The following is an 18,212-nucleotide window of genomic DNA, read 5'->3' as shown; positions in this document are numbered from 1 at the left end:
ATCGCCGCGCTCGGCCTCCTGCTCCGCACGCTCGTGCACCCGGAGGGATGACCGCCGTGGACACCACCACCCTCCTCGCGGGCATCGGCCAGGTCGCCGCGCTCGTGCTCCTGCTCGCCCTCGCCTGGAAGCCCGCGGGCGACTTCATGGCCCGCACCTTCACGAGCGAGCGGCACCTCGCCGTCGAGCGCGGCGCCTACCGCCTGCTCGGCGTCGACCCCGCTCGCGAGCAGTCCTGGCAGGCCTACGCGAAGGCGCTGCTCGCGTTCTCGCTCATCAGCGTGCTGCTGCTCTACCTGCTGCAGCGCACCCAGGCGCTCCTGCCGCTCTCGAACGGCCTGCCCGCCGTGCCCGAGCTGCTCGCCCTCAACACCGCCGCGTCGTTCACGACGAACACGAACTGGCAGTCGTACTCGCCGGAGCTCACGATGGGCCACCTCGTGCAGCTCGGCGGCCTCACGGTGCAGAACTTCGTCTCGGCCGCCGTCGGCATCGTCGTCGCGATCGCGCTCGTGCGCGGCCTCGCGCGCGTGCGCACCGGCACCATCGGCTCGTTCTGGGTCGACCTCACCCGCGCGTGCGTGCGCATCCTGCTGCCCCTGTCGGCGCTCGCGGCGCTCGTGCTCGTGCTCGGCGGCGTCGTGCAGACCCTCTCGCCCTTCGGCACCGCCACGAGCCTCACGGGCGCCCAGGTGACCGTGCCGCTCGGCCCCGTCGCCTCGCAGGAGGCGATCAAGAACCTCGGCACGAACGGCGGCGGCTTCTTCAACGCGAACGCCGCGCACCCGCTCGAGAACCCCACGGCCTGGACGAGCCTGCTGCAGATCGCGCTGCTGCTCCTCATCCCCGTCGCGCTCACGCGCACCTACGGCACCATGGTCGGCGACCGCCGCCAGGGCCTCGCGATCCTCGGCACCATGGCCGTGCTCGCCGCCGTCTCGCTCGTCGCCGCCTCCGCGGCCGAGAGCATCGGCGCGGGCACCGCGCCCGAGCTCGCGGGCGGCGCCATGGAGGGCAAGGAGGTGCGCTTCGGCGTGCTCGGCTCTGCCCTCTTCGGCACCGCCTCCACGCTGACCTCGACGGGCGCCGTGAACTCGATGCACGACTCGTGGACGGCGCTCGGCGGCATGATGCCGCTGCTCAACATGATGCTCGGCGAGGTCGCCCCCGGCGGCGTCGGCGCCGGCCTCTACGGCATCCTCGTGCTCGCGATCATCGCCGTGTTCGTCGCGGGCCTCCTCGTGGGGCGCACGCCCGAGTACCTCGGCAAGCAGATCGGGCCGCGCGAGATGAAGCTCGCGGCGCTCTACATCCTCGTCGGGCCCGCGCTCGTGCTCGTCGGCACCGCGCTCAGCTTCGCCATCCCCGGCGTGCGCGAGTCGGTGACGGGCACCTCGATCTGGAACCCGGGCCTCCACGGCATGACGGAGGTGCTCTACGCCTTCACGTCGGCGGCGAACAACAACGGCTCCGCCTTCGCGGGCCTCACCGCCTCGACCGACTGGCTCGCGCCCGCGCTCGCCGTCGCGATGCTGCTCGGCCGCTTCGTGCCGATCGTGCTCGTGCTCGCGCTCGCCGGCACGCTCGCCGCGCAGGGCCGCCGCCCCGTCACCGTCGGCACGCTGCCGACGCACCGGCCGCTGTTCGTCGGCCTCCTCGTGGGCGTGACCGTGATCGTCACGGCGCTCACCTACTTCCCCATCCTCACCCTCGGACCCATCGCGGAGGGCCTCCTGTGACCGTCACCCAGCACACCCCGACCGAGGCGGACGCCGCCTCGGCGCCCCGCTCCGGCACCCGCCCGAGCCGCGCCCTCACCGCGGCGCAGGTGCGCGCCGCCCTGCCCGGCGCGCTGCGCAAGCTGCACCCGAAGCACATGCTGCGCACCCCCGTCATGCTCATCGTCGAGGCGGGCGCGGCCCTCACGACCGCCATCGCGATCGCGCAGCCGTTCCTGCCGGAGCCCGGCCAGCCCTCGCTGCTGTTCACGTGGGCCATCGCGATCTGGCTGTGGCTCACCGTGCTCTTCGCGAACCTCGCGGAGTCGGTGGCCGAGGGCCGCGGCAAGGCGCAGGCCGACAGCCTCCGCCGCACGCGCACGACCACCGCCGCCCGCCGCCTCGCCGCCTGGTCGCCCGCCGACCGCGGCGCGGAGGGCGCCGACCTCGAGGAGGTCGCCTCGAGCGAGCTGCGCCTCGGCGACCACGTGGTCGTCGTCGCCGGCGAGGTCATCCCGGGCGACGGCGAGATCGTGCACGGCATCGCGAGCGTCGACGAGTCGGCCATCACGGGCGAATCGGCGCCCGTCGTGCGCGAGTCCGGCGGCGACCGCAGCGCCGTCACCGGCGGCACGCGCGTGCTGAGCGACCGCATCGTCGTGCGCATCACGACGAAGCCGGGCGAGAGCTTCGTCGACCGGATGATCGGGCTCGTCGAGGGCGCCGACCGGCAGCGCACGCCCAACGAGATCGCGCTCGAGATCCTGCTCGCGAGCCTCTCGATCGTGTTCCTCGTCGTCACGCTCACGATCAACCCCATCGCGGGCTACGTCGCGAGCCCCGTGAGCGTCACCGTGCTCGTCGCCCTGCTCGTGTGCCTCATCCCCACGACGATCGGCGCGCTCCTCAGCGCCATCGGCATCGCCGGCATGGACCGCCTCGTGCAGCGCAACGTGCTCGCGATGTCGGGCCGTGCCGTCGAGGCGGCGGGCGACGTCTCCACCCTGCTGCTCGACAAGACCGGCACGATCACGCACGGCAACCGCCGCGCCGTCGCCTTCCTGCCGATGCCCGGCGTCGACGTGGCCGAGCTCGCCGAGGCCGCCGCGGCCGGCTCGCTCGCCGACCCGACGCCCGAGGGCGCCTCGATCGTCGAGCTCGCGCGCCGCGACGGCCACCGCGTCGGCGAGGCGGAGGGCGTGCCCGTGGAGTTCACGGCCCAGACCCGCATGTCGGGCGTCGACCTGCCCGACGCGCGCGGCACCCGCGAGATCCGCAAGGGCGCCTCGAGCGCCGTGCTCGCGTGGCTCGGGCAGGAGGCCGACGTGCGCCTGCAGGCGAGCGTCGACGAGATCGCCCGCTCCGGCGGCACGCCGCTCGTGGTCGCGGAGCGCATCGGCGACATGGCGCGCCCGCTCGGCGTCGTCCACCTCAAGGACATCGTGAAGGACGGCCTGAAGGAGCGCTTCGCGGAGCTGCGCGCCATGGGCATCCGCACCGTGATGATCACGGGCGACAACCGCCTCACCGCCACGGCGATCGCCGAGGAGGCCGGCGTCGACGACGTGCTCGCCGAGGCGACGCCGGAGGACAAGCTCGCGCTCATCCGCAAGGAGCAGGAGGGCGGCCGCCTCGTCGCGATGACGGGCGACGGCACGAACGACGCGCCCGCGCTCGCGCAGGCCGACGTCGGCGTCGCCATGAACTCCGGCACCTCCGCCGCGAAGGAGGCCGGCAACATGGTCGACCTCGACTCCGACCCGACGAAGCTCATCGACGTGGTGCGGATCGGCAAGCAGCTGCTCGTCACCCGCGGCGCGCTCACGACCTTCTCGATCGCCAACGACATCGCGAAGTACTTCGCGATCATCCCCGCGATGTTCGCGGTCGCGCTGCCCCAGCTCGCGCCGCTCAACATCATGCAGCTGTCGTCGCCCGCCTCGGCCATCCTCTCGGCGGTCATCTTCAACGCGCTCGTCATCGTCGCGCTCGTGCCCCTCGCCCTCCGCGGCGTGCGCACCCGCGCCGAGAGCGCCTCGAGGATGCTGTCCCGGAACCTGCTGATCTACGGCCTCGGCGGCGTCATCGCCCCCTTCCTCGGCATCAAGCTCATCGACCTCGTCGTGAGCCTCATCCCGGGCCTCTGAGCCCGCAACGGAGCCATCATGCGCACCCTGCTGCAGACCCACCTCACCGCCCTCCGAGCCATGCTCGTCGCCACCCTCGTGCTCGGCGTCGGCTACACGCTCGTCATCACCGGCGCCGCCCAGGCGCTCCTGCCCGCCCAGGCGAACGGCTCGCTCGTGCGCGAGCCCGACGGGCAGGTCGTCGGCTCGGCCCTCGTCGGCCAGTCCTGGACCGATGCCGACGGCGCCCCGCTGCCCGAGTGGTTCCAGTCGCGGCCCTCCGCCGCCGGCGACGGCTACGACGGCGGCGCCTCGAGCGGCTCGAACCTCGGCCCCGAGAACGAGGACCTCGTCGCCGCCATCGAGGAGCGCCGTGCCGCGATCGCCGCCCTCGAGGGCGTCGACCCGGCGGCCGTGCCCGCCGACGCGCTCACCGCCTCCGGCTCGGGCCTCGACCCGCACATCAGCCCCGTCTACGCGCGGCTGCAGGTGCCGCGCGTCGCCGAGGCGCGCGACCTGCCGGAAGCCGAGGTCGCCGCGCTCGTGGAGCGTAGGATCGCGGGGCGCGACCTCGGGTTCCTCGGCGACCCGAGCGTGAACGTCATCGAGCTCAACCTCGCGCTCGACGAGCTCGCGAGGGGGTGACCGCATGGCCCGAGGCGCGCTGCGCGTGCTGCTCGGCGCCGCTCCCGGCGTCGGCAAGACCTTCGCCATGCTGGAGGAGGGGCACCAGCTGCGCGCCTCGGGCCGCGACGTCGTCGCCGCCGTCATCGAGACCCACGGCCGCGCCGCCACCGCCGCGCTCGTCGAGGGGCTCGAGCTCGTGCCGCTCCGCGAGGTCCGGCACCGGGGCGTCGCCCTGCAGGAGCTCGACCTCGAGGCGGTGCTCGCGCGGGCCCCCGAGGTCGCGCTCGTCGACGAGCTCGCCCACACGAACGCGCCCGGCCTCGCCCACGAGAAGCGGTGGCAGGACGTCGAGTCGCTGCTCGCGGCGGGCATCGACGTCGTCTCGACCGTCAACGTGCAGCACCTCGAGTCGCTCGGCGACGTCGTCGAGCAGATCACGGGCGTCCGCCAGCGCGAGACCGTGCCGGACGCCGTGCTGCGCGCCGCCGACCGCATCGAGCTCGTCGACCTCCAGCCGCAGGCGCTCCGCGCGCGCCTGGAGGCCGGCCACGTCTACCCCGCGGCGCGCGTCGACGCCGCGCTCTCGAACTACTTCCGCCTCGGCAACCTCACGGCCCTCCGCGAGCTCGCGCTCCTGTGGCTCGCCGACGAGGTCGACCAGGCGCTGCAGCGCTACCGCGAGCAGCAGGGCATCGACGCCGCGTGGGAGACCCGCGAGCGCGTCGTCGTCGCGCTCACGGGCGGCCAGGAGGGCGAGACGCTGCTGAAGCGCGGCGCCCGCGTGGCCGCGCGCTCCTCGGGCGGCGACCTGCTGGCCGTGCACGTGCAGCGGCAGGACGGCCTCGTCGACCGCGACCCCGCCGCGCTCGCCGCGCAGCGCGCGCTCGTCGAGCGGCTCGGCGGCACCTTCCACACCGTCGTCGGCGACGACGTGCCCCGGGCGCTCGTGCAGTTCGCCCGCGCGAGCCACGCGACGCAGCTCGTGATCGGCGCGAGCCGCCGCAGCTGGCTCCAGACGATGCTCACGGGCCCGGGGATCGGGCAGGCCGTCGTGCGGGAGTCCGGCGACATCGACGTGCACATGGTGAGCCACGCGGCAGCCGCGCAGGGCCGCCGCCTGCCCTCGCTGCCCGACGCGCCGCTCTCGCGCGCGCGCCAGCTGGTCGGCTGGGCGACGGCGGCGCTCGGCATCCCGCTGCTCGTCTGGGGCCTCTACCTCTCGGCCGAGGAGGCCTCCATCGCGGCCGACGCCCTGCTGCTGCAGCTCGGCGTCGTCGTCGTCGCGCTCATCGGCGGGATCTGGGCGGCGACCTTCGCGGCGCTGCTGTCGGGGCTGCTCTTCCTCTTCGTGCTCGTCGACCCCGCCTTCACGCTCTCGGTCGCCGAGCCCTGGCACGTCGTCGCCGTCGTCGTGTTCTTCGTCTCGGCGCTGCTCGTCTCGTGGGTCGTCGACCGCGCCGCGCGCACCACCCGCGTCGCGGGGCGCTCCGCCGCGGAGTCGGAGCTGCTCGCCGCGATCTCCTCGGGGGTGCTCGGCGGGCAGGACTCCATCGAGGCGATCCTCGCCCGCACGCGCGAGGCGCTCGGCCTCACGGGCGTGCGCCTGCTGCAGGGCGACCACGTCGTCGCGCTCGACGGCCTCCCCGTCGACGGTGCGGGCGAGAGCGGCCGCGCGCCCCTCGTCGTCGACGTCGGCGGCAGCGCCCAGCTCGAGCTGCACGGGCGCCTGCTCGACGCGGGCGAGCGCCGCATCCTCGAGGTCGTCGTGCACCAGCTCGCCGCCTCGCTGCAGCACCGCTCGGTCGCTGCCGTCGCGAGCGAGCTCGAGCCGCTCGCCGAGCAGGACCGCGTGCGCGCCGCCCTGCTGCGCGCGGTGAGCCACGACCTCCGTCGCCCGCTCGCCGCGGCCGCCGCCTCGGTCGGCGCCCTCCGATCGGCGTCGATCCCGCTGGGCGAGGCCGAGCGGGCCGAGCTGCTCGAGACCGCCGACGAGAGCCTCGCGACCCTCGGCCGCCTCGTCACCGACCTGCTCGACGTGAGCCGCGTGGAGGCGGGCGCGCTCGCGGTCGCCGCGCGCGCCGTCGACGTCGACGCGGCGATCCTGCCCGCGCTCGAGGAGTGCGGGGCGCGCCCCGCGGCCGTCGCGCTCGAGCTCGACCGCGTGCCCGCCGTGGTCGCCGATCCGGTGCTGCTGCAGCGCGTGCTCGTCAACCTACTCACGAACGCGCTGCGCCACAGCCCCGAGGATCGGCCCGTGACCGTCGCCACGAGCGCCTTCGGCGACCACGTGGAGGTGCGCGTGGCCGACCACGGCCCGGGCATCGCCCCCGCCGAGCGCGACCGCGCCTTCGTGCCCTTCCAGCGGCTCGGCGACACCGACAACGACACGGGCCTCGGGCTCGGCCTCGCGCTCTCGCGCGGCTTCGCCGAGGCCATGGGCGGCTCGATCGAGGCGGAGACGACCCCGGGCGGCGGCCTGACGATGGTGGTGCGGCTGCGCATCGCGGACGAGGAGGTGGCGCCGTGAAGGTGCTCGTCGCCGACGACGACCCCCAGATCGTGCGGGCGCTGCGGCTCACGCTGCAGAGCGTGGGCTACGAGGTGGTGACGGTGGCCGACGGCGCGGAGGCGATCCGCCTGACGACCTCCGAGCATCCCGACATCCTCATGCTCGACCTCGGGATGCCGCGGCTCGACGGCGTCGAGGTGATCGAGGCGGTGCGCGGCTGGAGCGACGTGCCGATCCTCGTGGTCTCGGGCCGCACGGGCTCGGCCGACAAGGTGGAGGCGCTCGACGCCGGCGCCGACGACTACGTCACGAAGCCCTTCGCGATCGACGAGCTGCTGGCGCGGCTGCGCGCCCTCGGGCGGCGGCGCGGCAGCGGGGAGCCCACCGACCCCGTGGTGCGGCTGGGCGCGGTCGAGATCGACCTCGCCGCGAAGGCGGTGCTCCGCGAGGGCGAGCGCGTGCGCATGACGCCCACGGAGTGGCGGATCCTCGAGCAGCTCGCGCGCGCCGAGGGGCGCCTCGTGACGCGCGCCGAGCTGCTCACCGAGCTGTGGGGCACCGCCGAGGTGCGCGACACCGGCTACCTGCGCCTGTACGTCGCCCAGCTGCGCAAGAAGCTGGAGCCCGACCCGGCCCACCCCGTGCACCTGCTCACGGAGCCCGGCATGGGCTACCGCCTCCTCTCGACCCCCTGACCCCCTCCCAGCCCAACCCCACCCCTCTCCGCCCCGCCCGCTCCACCTCCGCCGGCCTCCCGCACATGTGCAGGGATCTGCCGTTCTGGCGGGTGCATTCCGACGAATCTCTGCACATGTGCGGGTGGGAGGGTGTGGGGATGGAGGGCGAGGAGCTGGCGGCGCTCGTGGCGCGGGTGCCCGAGGGGTGGTCGCGGCAGGTCGTGCACGGGCGGGCCTGGGGGCTCACGCGGGTGGAGCACGGCGGCGGGCGCTCGGCGACGATCGCGGGCGAGGAGCTGGGCGGCAGGGGCCGGATCGACGCGAACGTGTGGCGCACGAGCGCCGGCACGGTGCTGCGCCCGTGCGAGATGCCCGAGGAGCAGGTGCTCGCGGTGCTGCGGGCGCTGCCGGATCGGCGCTGAGTCGACGCGGCGCGCGGCTGCGGTCGGCCGCGCCGCCGAGCGGTGCTCGGCCGGACGGGAGGTGCTGGTGCACCGGCACCGCTCATCCGCTCGGGCACCCCTCGGGCTGCCCGGCGCGCCGCCCCTAGCGGTGCCAGCCGTCAGCGGGGCGGCTCGGGCTCCGTGACCTCGGCGACCGTGGCGCGCAGGTGCGCGACGAGCGCGTCGCCGTCGAGGGTCGCGGCGACGCCGTGCGCGCCGGCGCCGATCGACACGCGGCGGCCGAGCACGCGCTCGTCGGCCACGACGGGCAGCGGCGAGGTCGTGCCGAAGGGCGTGATGGTGCCGCGGCGGAAGCCGGTGACCGCGAACGCGGCATCCGCATCCGGCATCGAGAGCCGGTTGACGCCCAGCAGCGCGCGCAGCTTCGGCCACGCGATCGCGCGGTCGCCCGGCACGAGCACGAGCAGGTGGTCGTCGTCGCCGCGGCGCACGACCATCGTCTTCACGATGTCTCGGGGCTCGACCCCGCGGGCGGCGGCGGCCTCGGCGAGCGAGCCGACGCGGCCGTGGCGGGTGATCTCGTGCGCGAGGCCGGAGGCCGCGAGCGCGTCGAGCGCGGGGTTCGTCTCGCTCATGCGCCCAGGCTACGCCCGGCATTGCGGGCCACGGCGGGGCGGGGCCAGGGCGAGGGCGGCGCGCGGCCTCAGGCGGCGGGGGGCGCCGCGACGAGCGCGGCGACGAGGCCCGCCGCGCTCGGCTGCGCCGCGACGGCCGCGACCCGCAGGCCGTGCTTGCGGCAGTCCTCGGCGGTCTGCTCGCCGATCGCGATCACCCGCGTCGCCTCCGGCAGCGTCAGTCGCGCCACCTGCTTGGCGATCGAGCCGGAGGTCACGAGCACCGCGTCGATCGGCACGGGCGCCGAGGCGCTGTCGGCCACGGCGGCGTCGCGCTCCGTGCCGGCCTCGGAGCCGACCTCGTCGGCAGCGGTCCCCGTCGCCCTCGGCGCGGCGTCGTGCCCGGCCGCCTGCAGCTCGGCCTGCGGCTGCAGCGGCTCGCCATCGGCAGGCTCGGCGCCCGGGCCGTCGGCCGCATCCGCCGCGAGCGCCGCGCGCAGCGCCTCGCCGTCGGCGTAGACGGGCTCGGTGCGGTACGCGACGACCTCGCTCACCTGCATCCCGTGGTGGCGCAGGCCCTCGGCGATCGTGGGCCGCGCATCGCGCGCATGCGGCCAGAGCACGCGCCCCTCGCGGATCGGCCACTCGTCGACGAGGCCCGCGGCCGACTGCCGCGTGGGGATGAACGCCACCGGCACGCCGCGCTCGCGCAGCGCCGCGGCCGTCACGGAGCCCACGGCGGCGACGCGCACCGAGGCCGGGATGCGCGGCAGCACGCGCACCGTGGACTGGCTCGTCACCACCAGCCAGTCGAAGCGGCCCTCGGCGAGGTGCTGGATCGAGGCCCGCAGTCGCTCCTGGTCGTCGGCGGGCTCGATGGCGACGAGCGGCAGGACGAGCGGCTCGTGGCCGGCGTCGGCGACGCGCCGGGCGACGTCGTCGCCCCAGCTGCCGCCTCTGGGGATCAGGACGCGCATGGCTCCTCCGGGGTGGATCGTGCGGACAGTCTGCCAGGTGGTGCGGTGCCCTGCCTGTCGAGGAGCGCGCGGCGGGGCCGCTCGCGGCACGAGGCCCGGCGTGCCGGCGGGGTCTCGTGACGGCAGCCGCCTGCGGCGGCGGCCTCCTCGACCGACGGCGAGGGGCGGCGGCCTCCTCGACCGACGGCGAGGGGCAGCGGTCTCCTCGACCGACGGATCCGGGCAGCGGTCGCCGGCGGGCGGCGCCGCTACCGCGCGGCGGCCACGAGCTCGGCGGCGCCCGCCTCGAGCATCTCGGCGACCGCGCGGGACGCGACGTCCTCCGCGGCCTCCGCGAGCCTCGGCGCGGTCGGAGGCCGAGTCGAGCGTGTGCGCGTGCGAGGCCGTGATGCGGCGCGAGCCGTCGAGCGCGTACGCCGAGGCGGTGAGGAAGAGCATGCCGTCCTCGAGCTCGCCGCGCGCGCCGAGCGGCGCGGCGCAGCCGGCCTCGAGGCCCGCGAGCACGCGCCGCTCCGCGTCGACCGCCGCGCGCGTCGGCAGGTGGTCGGTGCGCGCGACCGCCTGCCGCGCCGCGGCGTCGCCCGCGCGCACCTCGACCGCGAGCGCACCCTGCGCAGGCGCCGTCGGGAAGCGCGTGATGTCGAGCACCTCGGTGGCGGCCGCCTCGAGCCCGAGGCGGCGCAGGCCCGCGAGCGCGAGCACGACGGCGTCGAGGTCGGCGCCATCCCCCGTCTCCGGATCCCCCTGCGCCCGCGCGAGGCGCGTGGGCACGTTGCCGCGGATGTCGACGACCTCGAGGTCGGGTCGCGCGGCGCGCAGCTGCGCCGCCCGCCGCGGCGAGCCCGTGCCGACGCGCGCGCCCTCGGGGAGGCTCGGCGAGCGTGAGGCCGTCGCGCGCGCACAGGGCGTCGCGGGCGTCCTCGCGCTTCGTGACCGCGGCGATCTCGATGCCCCCGGCCGGCGCGGTCGGCAGGTCCTTCATCGAGTGCACCGCCACGTCGACCGTGCCCGCGAGCAGCGCGTCGCGGAGGGCCGAGACGAACACGCCCGAGCCGCCCAGCTGCGACAGCGAGGTGCGGTCGACGTCGCCCTGCGTCGTGACCTCGACGATCTCGACCTCGCCCGCGAAGCGCGCCGCGAGCGCGCGCGTCTGCGCGAGCGCGAGGGCCGATCCGCGGGTGCCGACCTTGAGCGTCACGGCTGCAGCCCGGCGATCGCCGGGCGGAACCCGAGCCGGGGGTTCTCGCAGCAGCCGGGCCGGCAGGTGTCGTACCAGGTGTGGATCGACGTGACCGACTTGCGCTCCGCGGCGGGCCGCCCCTCGAGGCGCTCCTGCACGAGGTCGACGAGGGCGCCCACGTACTGCGGGTCGACGCCCGGCGTCGGCGCGCGGCGCACCCACAGGCCCGCCTCGGTGGCCGTCTCGATGGCCTCCTCGTCGAGGTCCCACATGACCTCCATGTGGTCGCTCACGAAGCCGAGCGGCACGATGACGACGGCCTTGCGGGCGCCGGCGCCGTCGGTGCGCAGCGCCTCGATCGCGTCGTTGATGTCGGGCTCGAGCCAGGGCTGCGAGGGGGGCCCGGAGCGCGACTGGTAGACGAGCTGCCACGCGACCTCGGGCGCCGCCTGCTCCATGACCCACTCGGCGGCGGCCAGGTGCTGCGCCGCGTAGCCGCCGCCCTCGCCCCACTCGTGGAGGTCGGGGGCGCCGGAGCGCTCGGCGTCGGCCGTGGGGATCGAGTGCGTCGCGAAGAGCACCTCGACCTCGGCGTCGGCGAAGCCCGCGTCGCGCGCCTCGGCCATCGAGGCGCGCACGCCGTCGACGAAGGGCGCGAGGAAGCCCGGGTGGTTGAAGAACTGGCGCACCTTGTCGATCCGCAGCGTCTCCTGCAGGCCGGCGGCCTCGAGCGCGTCGGCCCAGTCCTCGCGGTACTGGCGGCACGACGAGTAGGAGGAGTAGGCGGAGGTGGGGATCGCCAGGAGCGTGCGTGCGCCCGCGGCGGCCGCCTCCTGCAGCGCCTCGTCGAGGTAGGGCGCCCAGTTGCGGTTGCCCCAGTAGATCGGCAGGTCGACGCCGGCCTCGTCGAGCGCCGCGCGGAGCGCGACGATGAGGTCGCGGTTCTGCTGGTTGATGGGGCTCACGCCGCCGAAGTGGCGGTAGTGGGTCGAGACCTCCTCGAGGCGCTCGTCCGGGATGCCGCGGCCGCGCGTGACGTTGCGGAGGAACGGGATGACGTCGTCCTGCCCCTCGGGGCCGCCGAAGCCGGAGAGGAGGATGCCGTCGTAGGCGACGGGCTCCTCGACGTGCTCGGGGCCGCCCTGCGCCGCGGGGCTCGCGCTCGGCACGAGCGCGCCCTCGGCGAGCATGACGCCCGTGGCGCCCGCGGGCTTCGTCTCGCGGCGCTGCTCCTGCTGGGCCTGCGCCTGGATCTCCTGCTGCTGGCGCGCCACGTCCTGGGCGGGCGCCTGGGCGGCACCGCCGCAGCATCCGCCGCCGCAGCAGCCGCTCGTCTGCTCGCTCATGCGAGCACCTCCTCGATCTCGTGGGTCTCGATCCGGCGCCCCGTGAAGAAGGGCACCTCCTCGCGCACGTGCAGGCGCGCCTCGGTGTTGCGGAGCTCCCGCATCATGTCGACGAGCTCGGTGAGGTCGTCGGCCTCGAGCGGCAGCAGCCACTCGTAGTCGCCCAGCGCGAACGCCGAGACGGTGTTCGCGAGCACGCCGCGGAAGGCCGCGCCGGCGCGGCCGTGCTCGGCGAGCATGCGGCTGCGGTCCTCGGGCGGCAGCAGGTACCAGTCGTAGGAGCGGTTGAAGGGGTAGACCGTCATCCACCCCTTGGGGTCGATGCCGCGGAGGAACCCGGGCACGTGCGATTTGTTGAACTCGGCGTCGCGGTGCACGCCCATCGCGCTCCACGTGAGCTCGGTGCCCGAGAGCTCCGCGGAGCGGCGGATGCGCCGGGCCGCCGCCTGCAGCGCCTGCGGGTCGCTGCCGTGCGTCCAGACCATGAGGTCGGCGTCGGCGCGGAGGCCCGAGACGTCGTAGATGCCGCGCACGACGACGCCGGCCGCCTCAACGGCCGCGAGCGCGTCGGCCAGCGGCGCGCCGCCCGAGGGCGCGCCGGCGCGGCGGTGCACGGTGAACAGGGTGTAGCCGTCGCCCTGCGGCGCGGCGTGGGCGTCGCCGTGCCCTGCGGGCTCGGCGCGGTGGTGGGCGTGGTCGCTCATGCCTCTCCTCGCGTGGTGCCCGGCGCCTCGCCGGGCTCGGGTGCGGCGTGCTCCGCCGCGGTGGTGTCAGGTCCGGTGGTGTCAGGTCCGGGGGTGCCGGGGCCGGCGCCGGCCGCTGCGGCCTCGACCTCCGCCTCGTGTGCGGCGACCTCGGCCTCGACGTCGTCGCTCCAGGGCGTGCCGGGCACGGCGAAGCCCTCGCGGCGGATGCGCTTGGCCGCGGCGCGCGCGTCGGGCACGACCTGGGCGAGGCCGGTGCCGGCGACGGCCGAGCCGACGAGCACGAGGTTGGGCAGCGCGGCGGCGGCGTCGCGGAGGGCCTGCTGGCGGCCGCGGGCGCCGACGACGCTCGAGGGCTGGCCCTGCTCCCAGCGCACGCGCGCCGAGGCGAGCGGGGCGGGGAGGTCGCGGCCGAAGATCGCGCGGGCGTCGGCGAGCGCCAGGCTCGGCCGCCTCGGCATCCGTGCGCCCCTCGGTGGCGGGCGCGCCGGCGCCGGAGCCGTACGAGAGCCGCACGACCTCGCGGCCCGCGGCCGCCTCGCGCAGCCACGGCCACTTCGCGCTCGAGTGGGTCATCGCCTTGGCGCGGATGCTCGCGGCGTCGTCCGCGACGAGCACGCCGGTGCCGCGCGGGTCGCCCGTGACCGCGCCCTCGGGCAGCACGAGCGTGACGAGCTCGACGGTGACGCCCGCGCCGTCGGCGTCGGCCGCGAGCGCCTCGAAGCCCTCGAGCCCGCCGAGGATCCGCAGCGCCTGCCGCTCGGGCATCGCGACGACGAGCGACGAGGCCTCGAGCGCCTCGCCCGACTCGGTCCGCACGATCCACCCGTCCTCAGCCTGCTCGGCCCCCACGACGCGCACGCCCGTGCGCAGCTCGGCGCGGTGCGCGCGGGCGCGCTCGACGAGGGCCTCGGCGATGCGGTGGACGCCGCCGCGGATGCCGAGCACGGCCGAGCCGGGGCGGGAGGCGTTCGAGGGCGCCGCCTCCCCGGAGCGCACCGCGGCGGCGCGATCCTCGAGCACGAGGGCCACGGCGCCCGAGAGCGAGCCCGTGCGGGTGAGCGCGTTGTTGAGCCCGGGCGCGACGACGGCGACGTCGAGCGCCTCGGGGTCGGCGGAGTAGACGCCGCCCGCGAGCGGCGCGACGAGGCGGTCGAGCACCTTCGTGCCCATGCGGCGCCGCACGAGCGGGCCGAGCGCCTCGTCCTTGCCGAGCTTCAGCACGGGCATGAGGCGGTCGGCGTAGGCGCGCAGCGCCCCGCCCCAGCCGACCGCGTCGATGACGTCGCGAGCGAGCGGCGAGGAGGGGATGCCGAGCAGCGTGGCCTTCGGCAGCGGCACCGCGCGGTCGTCGAGCTGCAGCCAGGCCCCCGCGGGGTTCGGCGCCACGACGTCGTCGCCGAGGCCGAGCTCGGCCGCGAGCTCCGCGACGGCGCCGCCGCGCGTCGCGAACGACTCCGCGCCCGCGTCGAGCACGAGGCCGTCGAGCTCGAGCCGCGAGGCGACGCCGCCGAGGTGCTCGGCCGCGTCGAGCACGAGCACCCGGTAGCCGCGCGCCGCGAGCTCGTGGGCGACGACGAGGCCGCCCATGCCGGCGCCCGCGACGATCGTGTCCCAGCGCGGCTGCCCGGCCGCGGCGCTCATCGGGCGTGCACCGCCTCGACGATGCGCGTGAGCACCGCGGGGTCGGTCTCCGGCGGCACGCCGTGGCCGAGGTTGAACACGTGGGCGCGGGCGACGGAGCCGGCCACGAGCACGTGGTCGATCGCGGCCTCGATCGTGGCCCAGTCGGCGCCGAGCACCGCGGGGTCGAGGTTGCCCTGCACGGTGACGTCGGCGCCCATGCGCTCGAGCGCCTGGTCGAGGGGCACGCGCCAGTCGACGCCGATGCAGTCGACGCCCAGGTCCATCGCCCCGTAGAGCTCGCCCGCGCCGACGCCGAAGTGCACGAGCGGGATGCGGCGGCCCGTGGCGTCGACGAGGTCGCGCACGGCGTCGAGCGCGCGGCGGCTGGCGGGCGCGACGTGCTCGCGGTACTGCTCGAGCGGCAGCGAGCCCGCCCACGAGTCGAACAGGCTGCGCGGCGCTCGCGCCCTCCTCGACCTGCGCGCGCAGGAAGCGGCCCGTGACGTCGGCGGCCCAGCGCATGAGCGCATCCCAGGCCTCGGGGTGCGCGCGCATGAGGCGGCGCGCCTCGAGGTGGTCCTTGGAGGGGCGGCCGGCCACGAGGTACGCGGCGAGCGTGAAGGGGGCGCCCGCGAAGCCGATGAGCGGCGTCGTGCCGTCGCCGAGCTCGGCGAGGCCCGCGACCGTGCGGCGCACGCCCTCCCGCACGGGCGCGAGCGTCGCGTCGAGCACGGCGGGATCGAGGGCCGTGACGCGCTCGACGTCGGCGGGCGTGCGCACGGGCTCGGGCAGCACGGGACCGACGCCGGGCTCGATCGTGACGTCGACGCCCACGAGGCGCAGCGGGATCATGATGTCGCTGAAGAAGATGGCGGCGTCGACGCCGTGGCGGCGCACGGGCTGGAGCGTGATCTCGCTCGCGAGCTCGGGGTCGAGGCAGGTGTCGAGCATGTCGCGCCCCACGCGCAGCGCCCGGTACTCAGGCAGCGAGCGGCCCGCCTGGCGCATGAACCAGACGGGGGTGACGTCGGGGCGGTCGCCGCGGTAGGCGCGCACCAGGCGGGCGGCGCCGGTGCGGGTGTTCAGCGGGTGGTCGTCGCGCAGCGCAGGCATCGTGCCCCCATCATCCCACTCCACGCTATGAGGGCGCCGCGCGGGCGGGAGCGCCTCAGGCGGGCTCCGGCGACTCGATGCGGCGCACCTGCACGCGCACGCGGCAGTCGGCCCAGTCGGCGGGCAGCGCGGCCCGCACGGCGGCCGCGACGGCGTCGGCGACGTCGCGCGCGCTCGCGCCGGCGTCGACGCCCACACTCACGAGGACGCTGCGGCTCGGCAGCATCGAGACGTGCGCGAGCACGGGCGAGGGCGCGAGCCCGCCGCCGAGCGCGGGTGCCGCGCGGTAGGCCCGCACGACGCCCGGCGTCGCAGCGACCGCGGCGTCCGCGAGCTCCGCGACGCGCTGCGGGGTCGCGTCCCGGGGCGCCTCGACGGCGCCGGACCCCTGGTCAGGCATGGTCGCCCTCCCCCACCTCGAAGATGTCGTCGACGACGACGTCGATGCGGCCGAGCGGCCGCGGCGCGTGAGGCTCGACGGCCGAGCGGACCGCCTCGCGCACTGCATCTGCCCGCAGCCGCACGGGTGCGCCGAAGCGCACGCCGATCGTGATGCGGACGTCGAGGGCGTCGGCGCGGGAGCGCAGCAGGACGCTGCCGACGAGCACGTCGCCCACGTCGTCGCCCGCGCGCCGCGCGAGCTCGCGCAGGGCGCCCTCGGTCACGGTCGTCTCGGTGCGCGCGTCGATCGCGTGCATCGGCAGGTCGCGGCCCGCCCGCACCTCGCTGCGCACGACGTCGAGCACCCGCTCGACCCAGGCCGGCTCGGCCGCGGTCGACTCCTCGTCGGCCAGCTCGCGCGTCAGCCGCGAGAGCCGCTCCATGGAGGCCAGCACGGCGCGCGCCTCGGCATCGGCCTCGATCGCCGCGATGCGCGGCACGCGGCCTGCGTCGAAGTAGGCGGAGAGCTGCTCGAGCGTGTGGCCGGAGTCGCCGATCGTCTCGTCCATGTCACCTCCACCCTTCCATGGCGGCCAGCACCGCGCTCCTCGCGCGGGCGAGCCTGCCCCGCACCGTCGCCGTGGGCTCGCCCACGCGCGCGGCGATCTCGTCGTACGAGAGCTGCGCCATCTCGCGCAGCAGCCAGACCTCCCGCTGCTCGCGCGGCAGTCGCGCGAGCGCGTCGCCGAGCGCGCGCGTCGCCAGCCTGCCCTCGGCCGCGCGCTCGGGGTCGGGCGAGCGGTCGTCGGCCTGCTCGACCTCGGGGAGCCGCTGCACGTCGCGCCGGGCGCGCGTGCGCAGCACGTCGGTCGCGCGGCGGGCGACGGAGGTCGCGAGCCAGGAGCGGATGCGCTCGGGCTCGCGCAGCTCGTCGAGGCGGCGCCAGGCGGCCACGAGCGCCTCCTGCACGACGTCGTCGGCGTCGGCGGAGCCGCCGAGGTAGCGGGTCGCGAACGCGACGAGGAAGGGCGAGTGCCGGCGCACGAGCACGGCGAAGGCCCGGTCGTCGCCGTCCTTCGCGCGCTGCGCGAGGAGGGCGTCGGGCGCGTCCTCGAGTCGCATGGTCATCGCGCCGACCGTAGCCAAGGGGGACGAACCGATCGCTGAGCAGGTGCTGGGAGCGGGCCGAGGATCGCTCGTACGAGGCCTCCGAGAAGAAAGTCCGACGGATCCGTGACGAACCTCCCGCTCGTGCCGTCTCAGTGTCGAAGGGTCGCGATAGCGGCCCCCGAGACATGAAGGAGACACGAACATGGCTGTGAACACCGCTCAGCAGACCGAGGCCATCAAGGGCACGACCACGGTCGTCGACCCGGTCGTCGCGAAGATCGCCGGCATCGCCGCCCGTGAGGTGCCCGGCGTGCACGCCCTCGGCGGCGGCGCCGCCCGAGTCGTCGGCGCCGTGCGCGACGCCATCGGCCAGACGGACCTCGGCCAGGGCGTCCGCGTCGAGGTCGGCGAGAAGGAGGTCGCGGCCGACGTGACCGTCGTCGTCGCCTACCCCGAGCAGCTGCAGGTCGTCGCGGAGGGCGTCCGTCGTGCCGTGGGCCGTGCGATCACGGACCTCATCGGCATGGACGTCGCCGAGGTCAACGTGACCGTCTCCGACGTGCACATCCCGGGCGACGAGCCCGAGCCCGAGGAGTCGCGAGTCGCATGAACGCCGTGACCATCGGACTCCTCACCGGCATCGCGCTCGCCGCGATCGGGCTGGCCTTCGGCTTCTGGGGCTTCCTCCTGGCCGTCGTGCTCGGCGCGATCGGCGCCCTCATCGGCGCCGTCGCCTCGCGGAAGGTGGACCTCCGCGCAGCGATCGACGCGGCGCGGGGCCGGAGCGCGGGATGACCGAGGTCCCGGGCGCCATCCGGATCGCGCCGCGCGCGCTGCAGCATGCGGTGCGCGCGGCCGCGGCCGAGGCGTTCGGCGCACCCCCGGCCCAGGTCCGCGCGGAGGTCGTCGAGCGGGGACGCTCGCTCGACCTCCGCGTGGCCACCCCCGTCCGCCTCAGCGAGGCCCCCGTCGTCGAAGCGGCGGAGGCGGCCCGCCGTCGCCTGCTGGAGCAGGCGGCACGCATCACCGGTGCCCAGCTCGACCGCTGCGAGCTGCGCATCACCGCACTGCTCGCAGCCGACGCGCCCCGCGCGCGCTGA

Annotated in this window: 17 protein-coding genes and 2 pseudogenes; 9 read left to right on the top strand and 10 right to left on the bottom strand. The window is 76.0% G+C overall.

The window, feature by feature from the left end:
• The first annotated feature begins 47 nt into the window (after positions 1–47).
• The 6 genes from kdpA (at position 48) to OVA14_RS04840 (ending at position 8,079) form a co-directional block, all read left to right on the top strand.
• Positions 48–1,739 (top strand): potassium-transporting ATPase subunit KdpA, encoded by a 1,692-nt coding sequence (gene kdpA / locus OVA14_RS04865; RefSeq protein WP_420710614.1) that lies wholly within the window; start codon positions 48–50, stop codon positions 1,737–1,739.
• Positions 1,736–3,865, top strand: coding sequence for a potassium-transporting ATPase subunit KdpB (gene kdpB / locus OVA14_RS04860; protein ID WP_267505139.1), 2,130 nt, complete (start codon positions 1,736–1,738; stop codon positions 3,863–3,865). Before kdpA ends, kdpB begins: the two co-directional genes overlap by 4 nt.
• An 18-nt stretch (positions 3,866–3,883) precedes the next feature.
• A complete protein-coding gene (gene kdpC / locus OVA14_RS04855; protein WP_267505138.1) occupies positions 3,884–4,489 on the top strand; it encodes a potassium-transporting ATPase subunit KdpC in 606 nt (201 codons plus the stop codon).
• Positions 4,490–4,493: 4 nt separating this feature from the next.
• Positions 4,494–6,998 carry a sensor histidine kinase gene (locus OVA14_RS04850; protein WP_267505137.1) on the top strand — a complete coding sequence of 835 codons (2,505 nt, stop codon included), beginning with the start codon at positions 4,494–4,496 and terminating at the stop codon, positions 6,996–6,998.
• Positions 6,995–7,675, top strand: a complete 681-nt coding sequence (locus OVA14_RS04845; RefSeq protein ID WP_267505136.1) for a response regulator — start codon at positions 6,995–6,997, stop codon at positions 7,673–7,675. The genes OVA14_RS04850 and OVA14_RS04845 overlap by 4 nt, the downstream gene beginning before the upstream one ends.
• A gap of 140 nt (positions 7,676–7,815) precedes the next feature.
• Positions 7,816–8,079 (top strand): peptide methionine sulfoxide reductase, encoded by a 264-nt coding sequence (locus tag OVA14_RS04840; RefSeq protein ID WP_267505135.1) that lies wholly within the window; start codon positions 7,816–7,818, stop codon positions 8,077–8,079.
• Between the two features lie 140 nt (positions 8,080–8,219).
• Here the strand turns inward: OVA14_RS04840 and OVA14_RS04835 are convergent, their stop codons facing one another.
• From OVA14_RS04835 to OVA14_RS04790, 10 genes and pseudogenes are all read right to left on the bottom strand, one after another.
• Complete coding sequence (locus tag OVA14_RS04835) at positions 8,220–8,696, bottom strand: aminoacyl-tRNA deacylase (RefSeq protein WP_267505134.1); 477 nt, start codon at positions 8,694–8,696, stop codon at positions 8,220–8,222.
• 68 nt (positions 8,697–8,764) lie between these two features.
• Positions 8,765–10,471 carry a uroporphyrinogen-III synthase gene (locus tag OVA14_RS13775; protein ID WP_420710644.1) on the bottom strand — a complete coding sequence of 569 codons (1,707 nt, stop codon included), beginning with the start codon at positions 10,469–10,471 and terminating at the stop codon, positions 8,765–8,767.
• 121 nt (positions 10,472–10,592) lie between these two features.
• Positions 10,593–10,850, bottom strand: a pseudogene (locus OVA14_RS13770) (hydroxymethylbilane synthase); the annotation flags it as partial.
• On the bottom strand, positions 10,847–12,022 hold the full coding sequence (locus OVA14_RS04820; RefSeq protein WP_267505497.1) for a ferrochelatase: 1,176 nt from the start codon (positions 12,020–12,022) through the stop codon (positions 10,847–10,849). The gene OVA14_RS04820 and the pseudogene OVA14_RS13770, both read right to left, overlap by 4 nt.
• A 152-nt stretch (positions 12,023–12,174) precedes the next feature.
• Positions 12,175–12,882, bottom strand: coding sequence for a hydrogen peroxide-dependent heme synthase (gene hemQ, locus OVA14_RS04815; protein WP_267505133.1), 708 nt, complete (start codon positions 12,880–12,882; stop codon positions 12,175–12,177).
• Positions 12,883–12,963: 81 nt separating this feature from the next.
• Positions 12,964–14,526, bottom strand: coding sequence for a protoporphyrinogen oxidase (gene hemG / locus OVA14_RS04810; RefSeq protein ID WP_267505132.1), 1,563 nt, complete (start codon positions 14,524–14,526; stop codon positions 12,964–12,966).
• A pseudogene (gene hemE, locus OVA14_RS04805) lies at positions 14,523–15,621 on the bottom strand (uroporphyrinogen decarboxylase). Before hemE ends, hemG begins: the two are co-directional and overlap by 4 nt.
• A gap of 55 nt (positions 15,622–15,676) precedes the next feature.
• Positions 15,677–16,021: a hypothetical protein gene (locus OVA14_RS04800; protein WP_267505131.1), complete on the bottom strand. Its 345-nt coding sequence runs from the start codon at positions 16,019–16,021 to the stop codon at positions 15,677–15,679.
• The gene (locus OVA14_RS04795; RefSeq protein WP_267505130.1) at positions 16,014–16,571 is read right to left on the bottom strand and encodes a hypothetical protein; all 558 of its coding nucleotides are present in this window, start codon (positions 16,569–16,571) and stop codon (positions 16,014–16,016) included. The genes OVA14_RS04800 and OVA14_RS04795 overlap by 8 nt, the downstream gene beginning before the upstream one ends.
• 1 nt (position 16,572) lies before the next feature.
• Positions 16,573–17,130 (bottom strand): RNA polymerase sigma factor, encoded by a 558-nt coding sequence (locus OVA14_RS04790; RefSeq protein WP_267505129.1) that lies wholly within the window; start codon positions 17,128–17,130, stop codon positions 16,573–16,575.
• 184 nt (positions 17,131–17,314) lie between these two features.
• On the opposite strand from OVA14_RS04790, the gene OVA14_RS04785 reads away from it, so the two are divergent.
• Genes OVA14_RS04785 through OVA14_RS04775 form a run of 3 tightly spaced genes read left to right on the top strand, consistent with a single transcriptional unit; the run spans position 17,315 to position 18,212 of the window.
• Entirely contained in the window at positions 17,315–17,722 is a 408-nt protein-coding gene (locus tag OVA14_RS04785; protein ID WP_267505128.1) for an Asp23/Gls24 family envelope stress response protein, read from the top strand.
• The gene (locus OVA14_RS04780) at positions 17,719–17,907 is read left to right on the top strand and encodes a DUF2273 domain-containing protein (protein ID WP_267505127.1); all 189 of its coding nucleotides are present in this window, start codon (positions 17,719–17,721) and stop codon (positions 17,905–17,907) included. Before OVA14_RS04785 ends, OVA14_RS04780 begins: the two co-directional genes overlap by 4 nt.
• A complete protein-coding gene (locus OVA14_RS04775; protein WP_267505126.1) occupies positions 17,904–18,212 on the top strand; it encodes a hypothetical protein in 309 nt (102 codons plus the stop codon). The genes OVA14_RS04780 and OVA14_RS04775 overlap by 4 nt, the downstream gene beginning before the upstream one ends.

The sequence above is a fragment of the Agrococcus sp. SL85 genome (genome assembly GCF_026625845.1).
GTDB lineage: Bacteria > Actinomycetota > Actinomycetes > Actinomycetales > Microbacteriaceae > Agrococcus.
This window is presented reverse-complemented; position numbering and strand designations above follow the sequence as displayed.

What these genes read in the sequence shown, in the direction of transcription:
- kdpA (WP_420710614.1), top strand. Translation starts at nt 48, where the DNA reads ATGACCGCCGTGGACACCACCACCCTCCTCGCGGGCATCGGCCAGGTC.
- kdpC (WP_267505138.1), top strand. Translation starts at nt 3,884, where the DNA reads ATGCGCACCCTGCTGCAGACCCACCTCACCGCCCTCCGAGCCATGCTC.
- OVA14_RS04850 (WP_267505137.1), top strand. Translation starts at nt 4,494, where the DNA reads ATGGCCCGAGGCGCGCTGCGCGTGCTGCTCGGCGCCGCTCCCGGCGTC.
- OVA14_RS04840 (WP_267505135.1), top strand. Translation starts at nt 7,816, where the DNA reads ATGGAGGGCGAGGAGCTGGCGGCGCTCGTGGCGCGGGTGCCCGAGGGG.
- OVA14_RS04835 (WP_267505134.1), bottom strand. Translation starts at nt 8,696, where the DNA reads ATGAGCGAGACGAACCCCGCGCTCGACGCGCTCGCGGCCTCCGGCCTC.
- OVA14_RS04820 (WP_267505497.1), bottom strand. Translation starts at nt 12,022, where the DNA reads ATGCTCGCCGAGGGCGCGCTCGTGCCGAGCGCGAGCCCCGCGGCGCAG.
- hemQ (WP_267505133.1), bottom strand. Translation starts at nt 12,882, where the DNA reads ATGAGCGACCACGCCCACCACCGCGCCGAGCCCGCAGGGCACGGCGAC.
- hemG (WP_267505132.1), bottom strand. Translation starts at nt 14,526, where the DNA reads ATGAGCGCCGCGGCCGGGCAGCCGCGCTGGGACACGATCGTCGCGGGC.
- OVA14_RS04800 (WP_267505131.1), bottom strand. Translation starts at nt 16,021, where the DNA reads ATGCCTGACCAGGGGTCCGGCGCCGTCGAGGCGCCCCGGGACGCGACC.
- OVA14_RS04795 (WP_267505130.1), bottom strand. Translation starts at nt 16,571, where the DNA reads ATGGACGAGACGATCGGCGACTCCGGCCACACGCTCGAGCAGCTCTCC.
- OVA14_RS04790 (WP_267505129.1), bottom strand. Translation starts at nt 17,130, where the DNA reads ATGACCATGCGACTCGAGGACGCGCCCGACGCCCTCCTCGCGCAGCGC.
- OVA14_RS04785 (WP_267505128.1), top strand. Translation starts at nt 17,315, where the DNA reads ATGGCTGTGAACACCGCTCAGCAGACCGAGGCCATCAAGGGCACGACC.
- OVA14_RS04780 (WP_267505127.1), top strand. Translation starts at nt 17,719, where the DNA reads ATGAACGCCGTGACCATCGGACTCCTCACCGGCATCGCGCTCGCCGCG.
- OVA14_RS04775 (WP_267505126.1), top strand. Translation starts at nt 17,904, where the DNA reads ATGACCGAGGTCCCGGGCGCCATCCGGATCGCGCCGCGCGCGCTGCAG.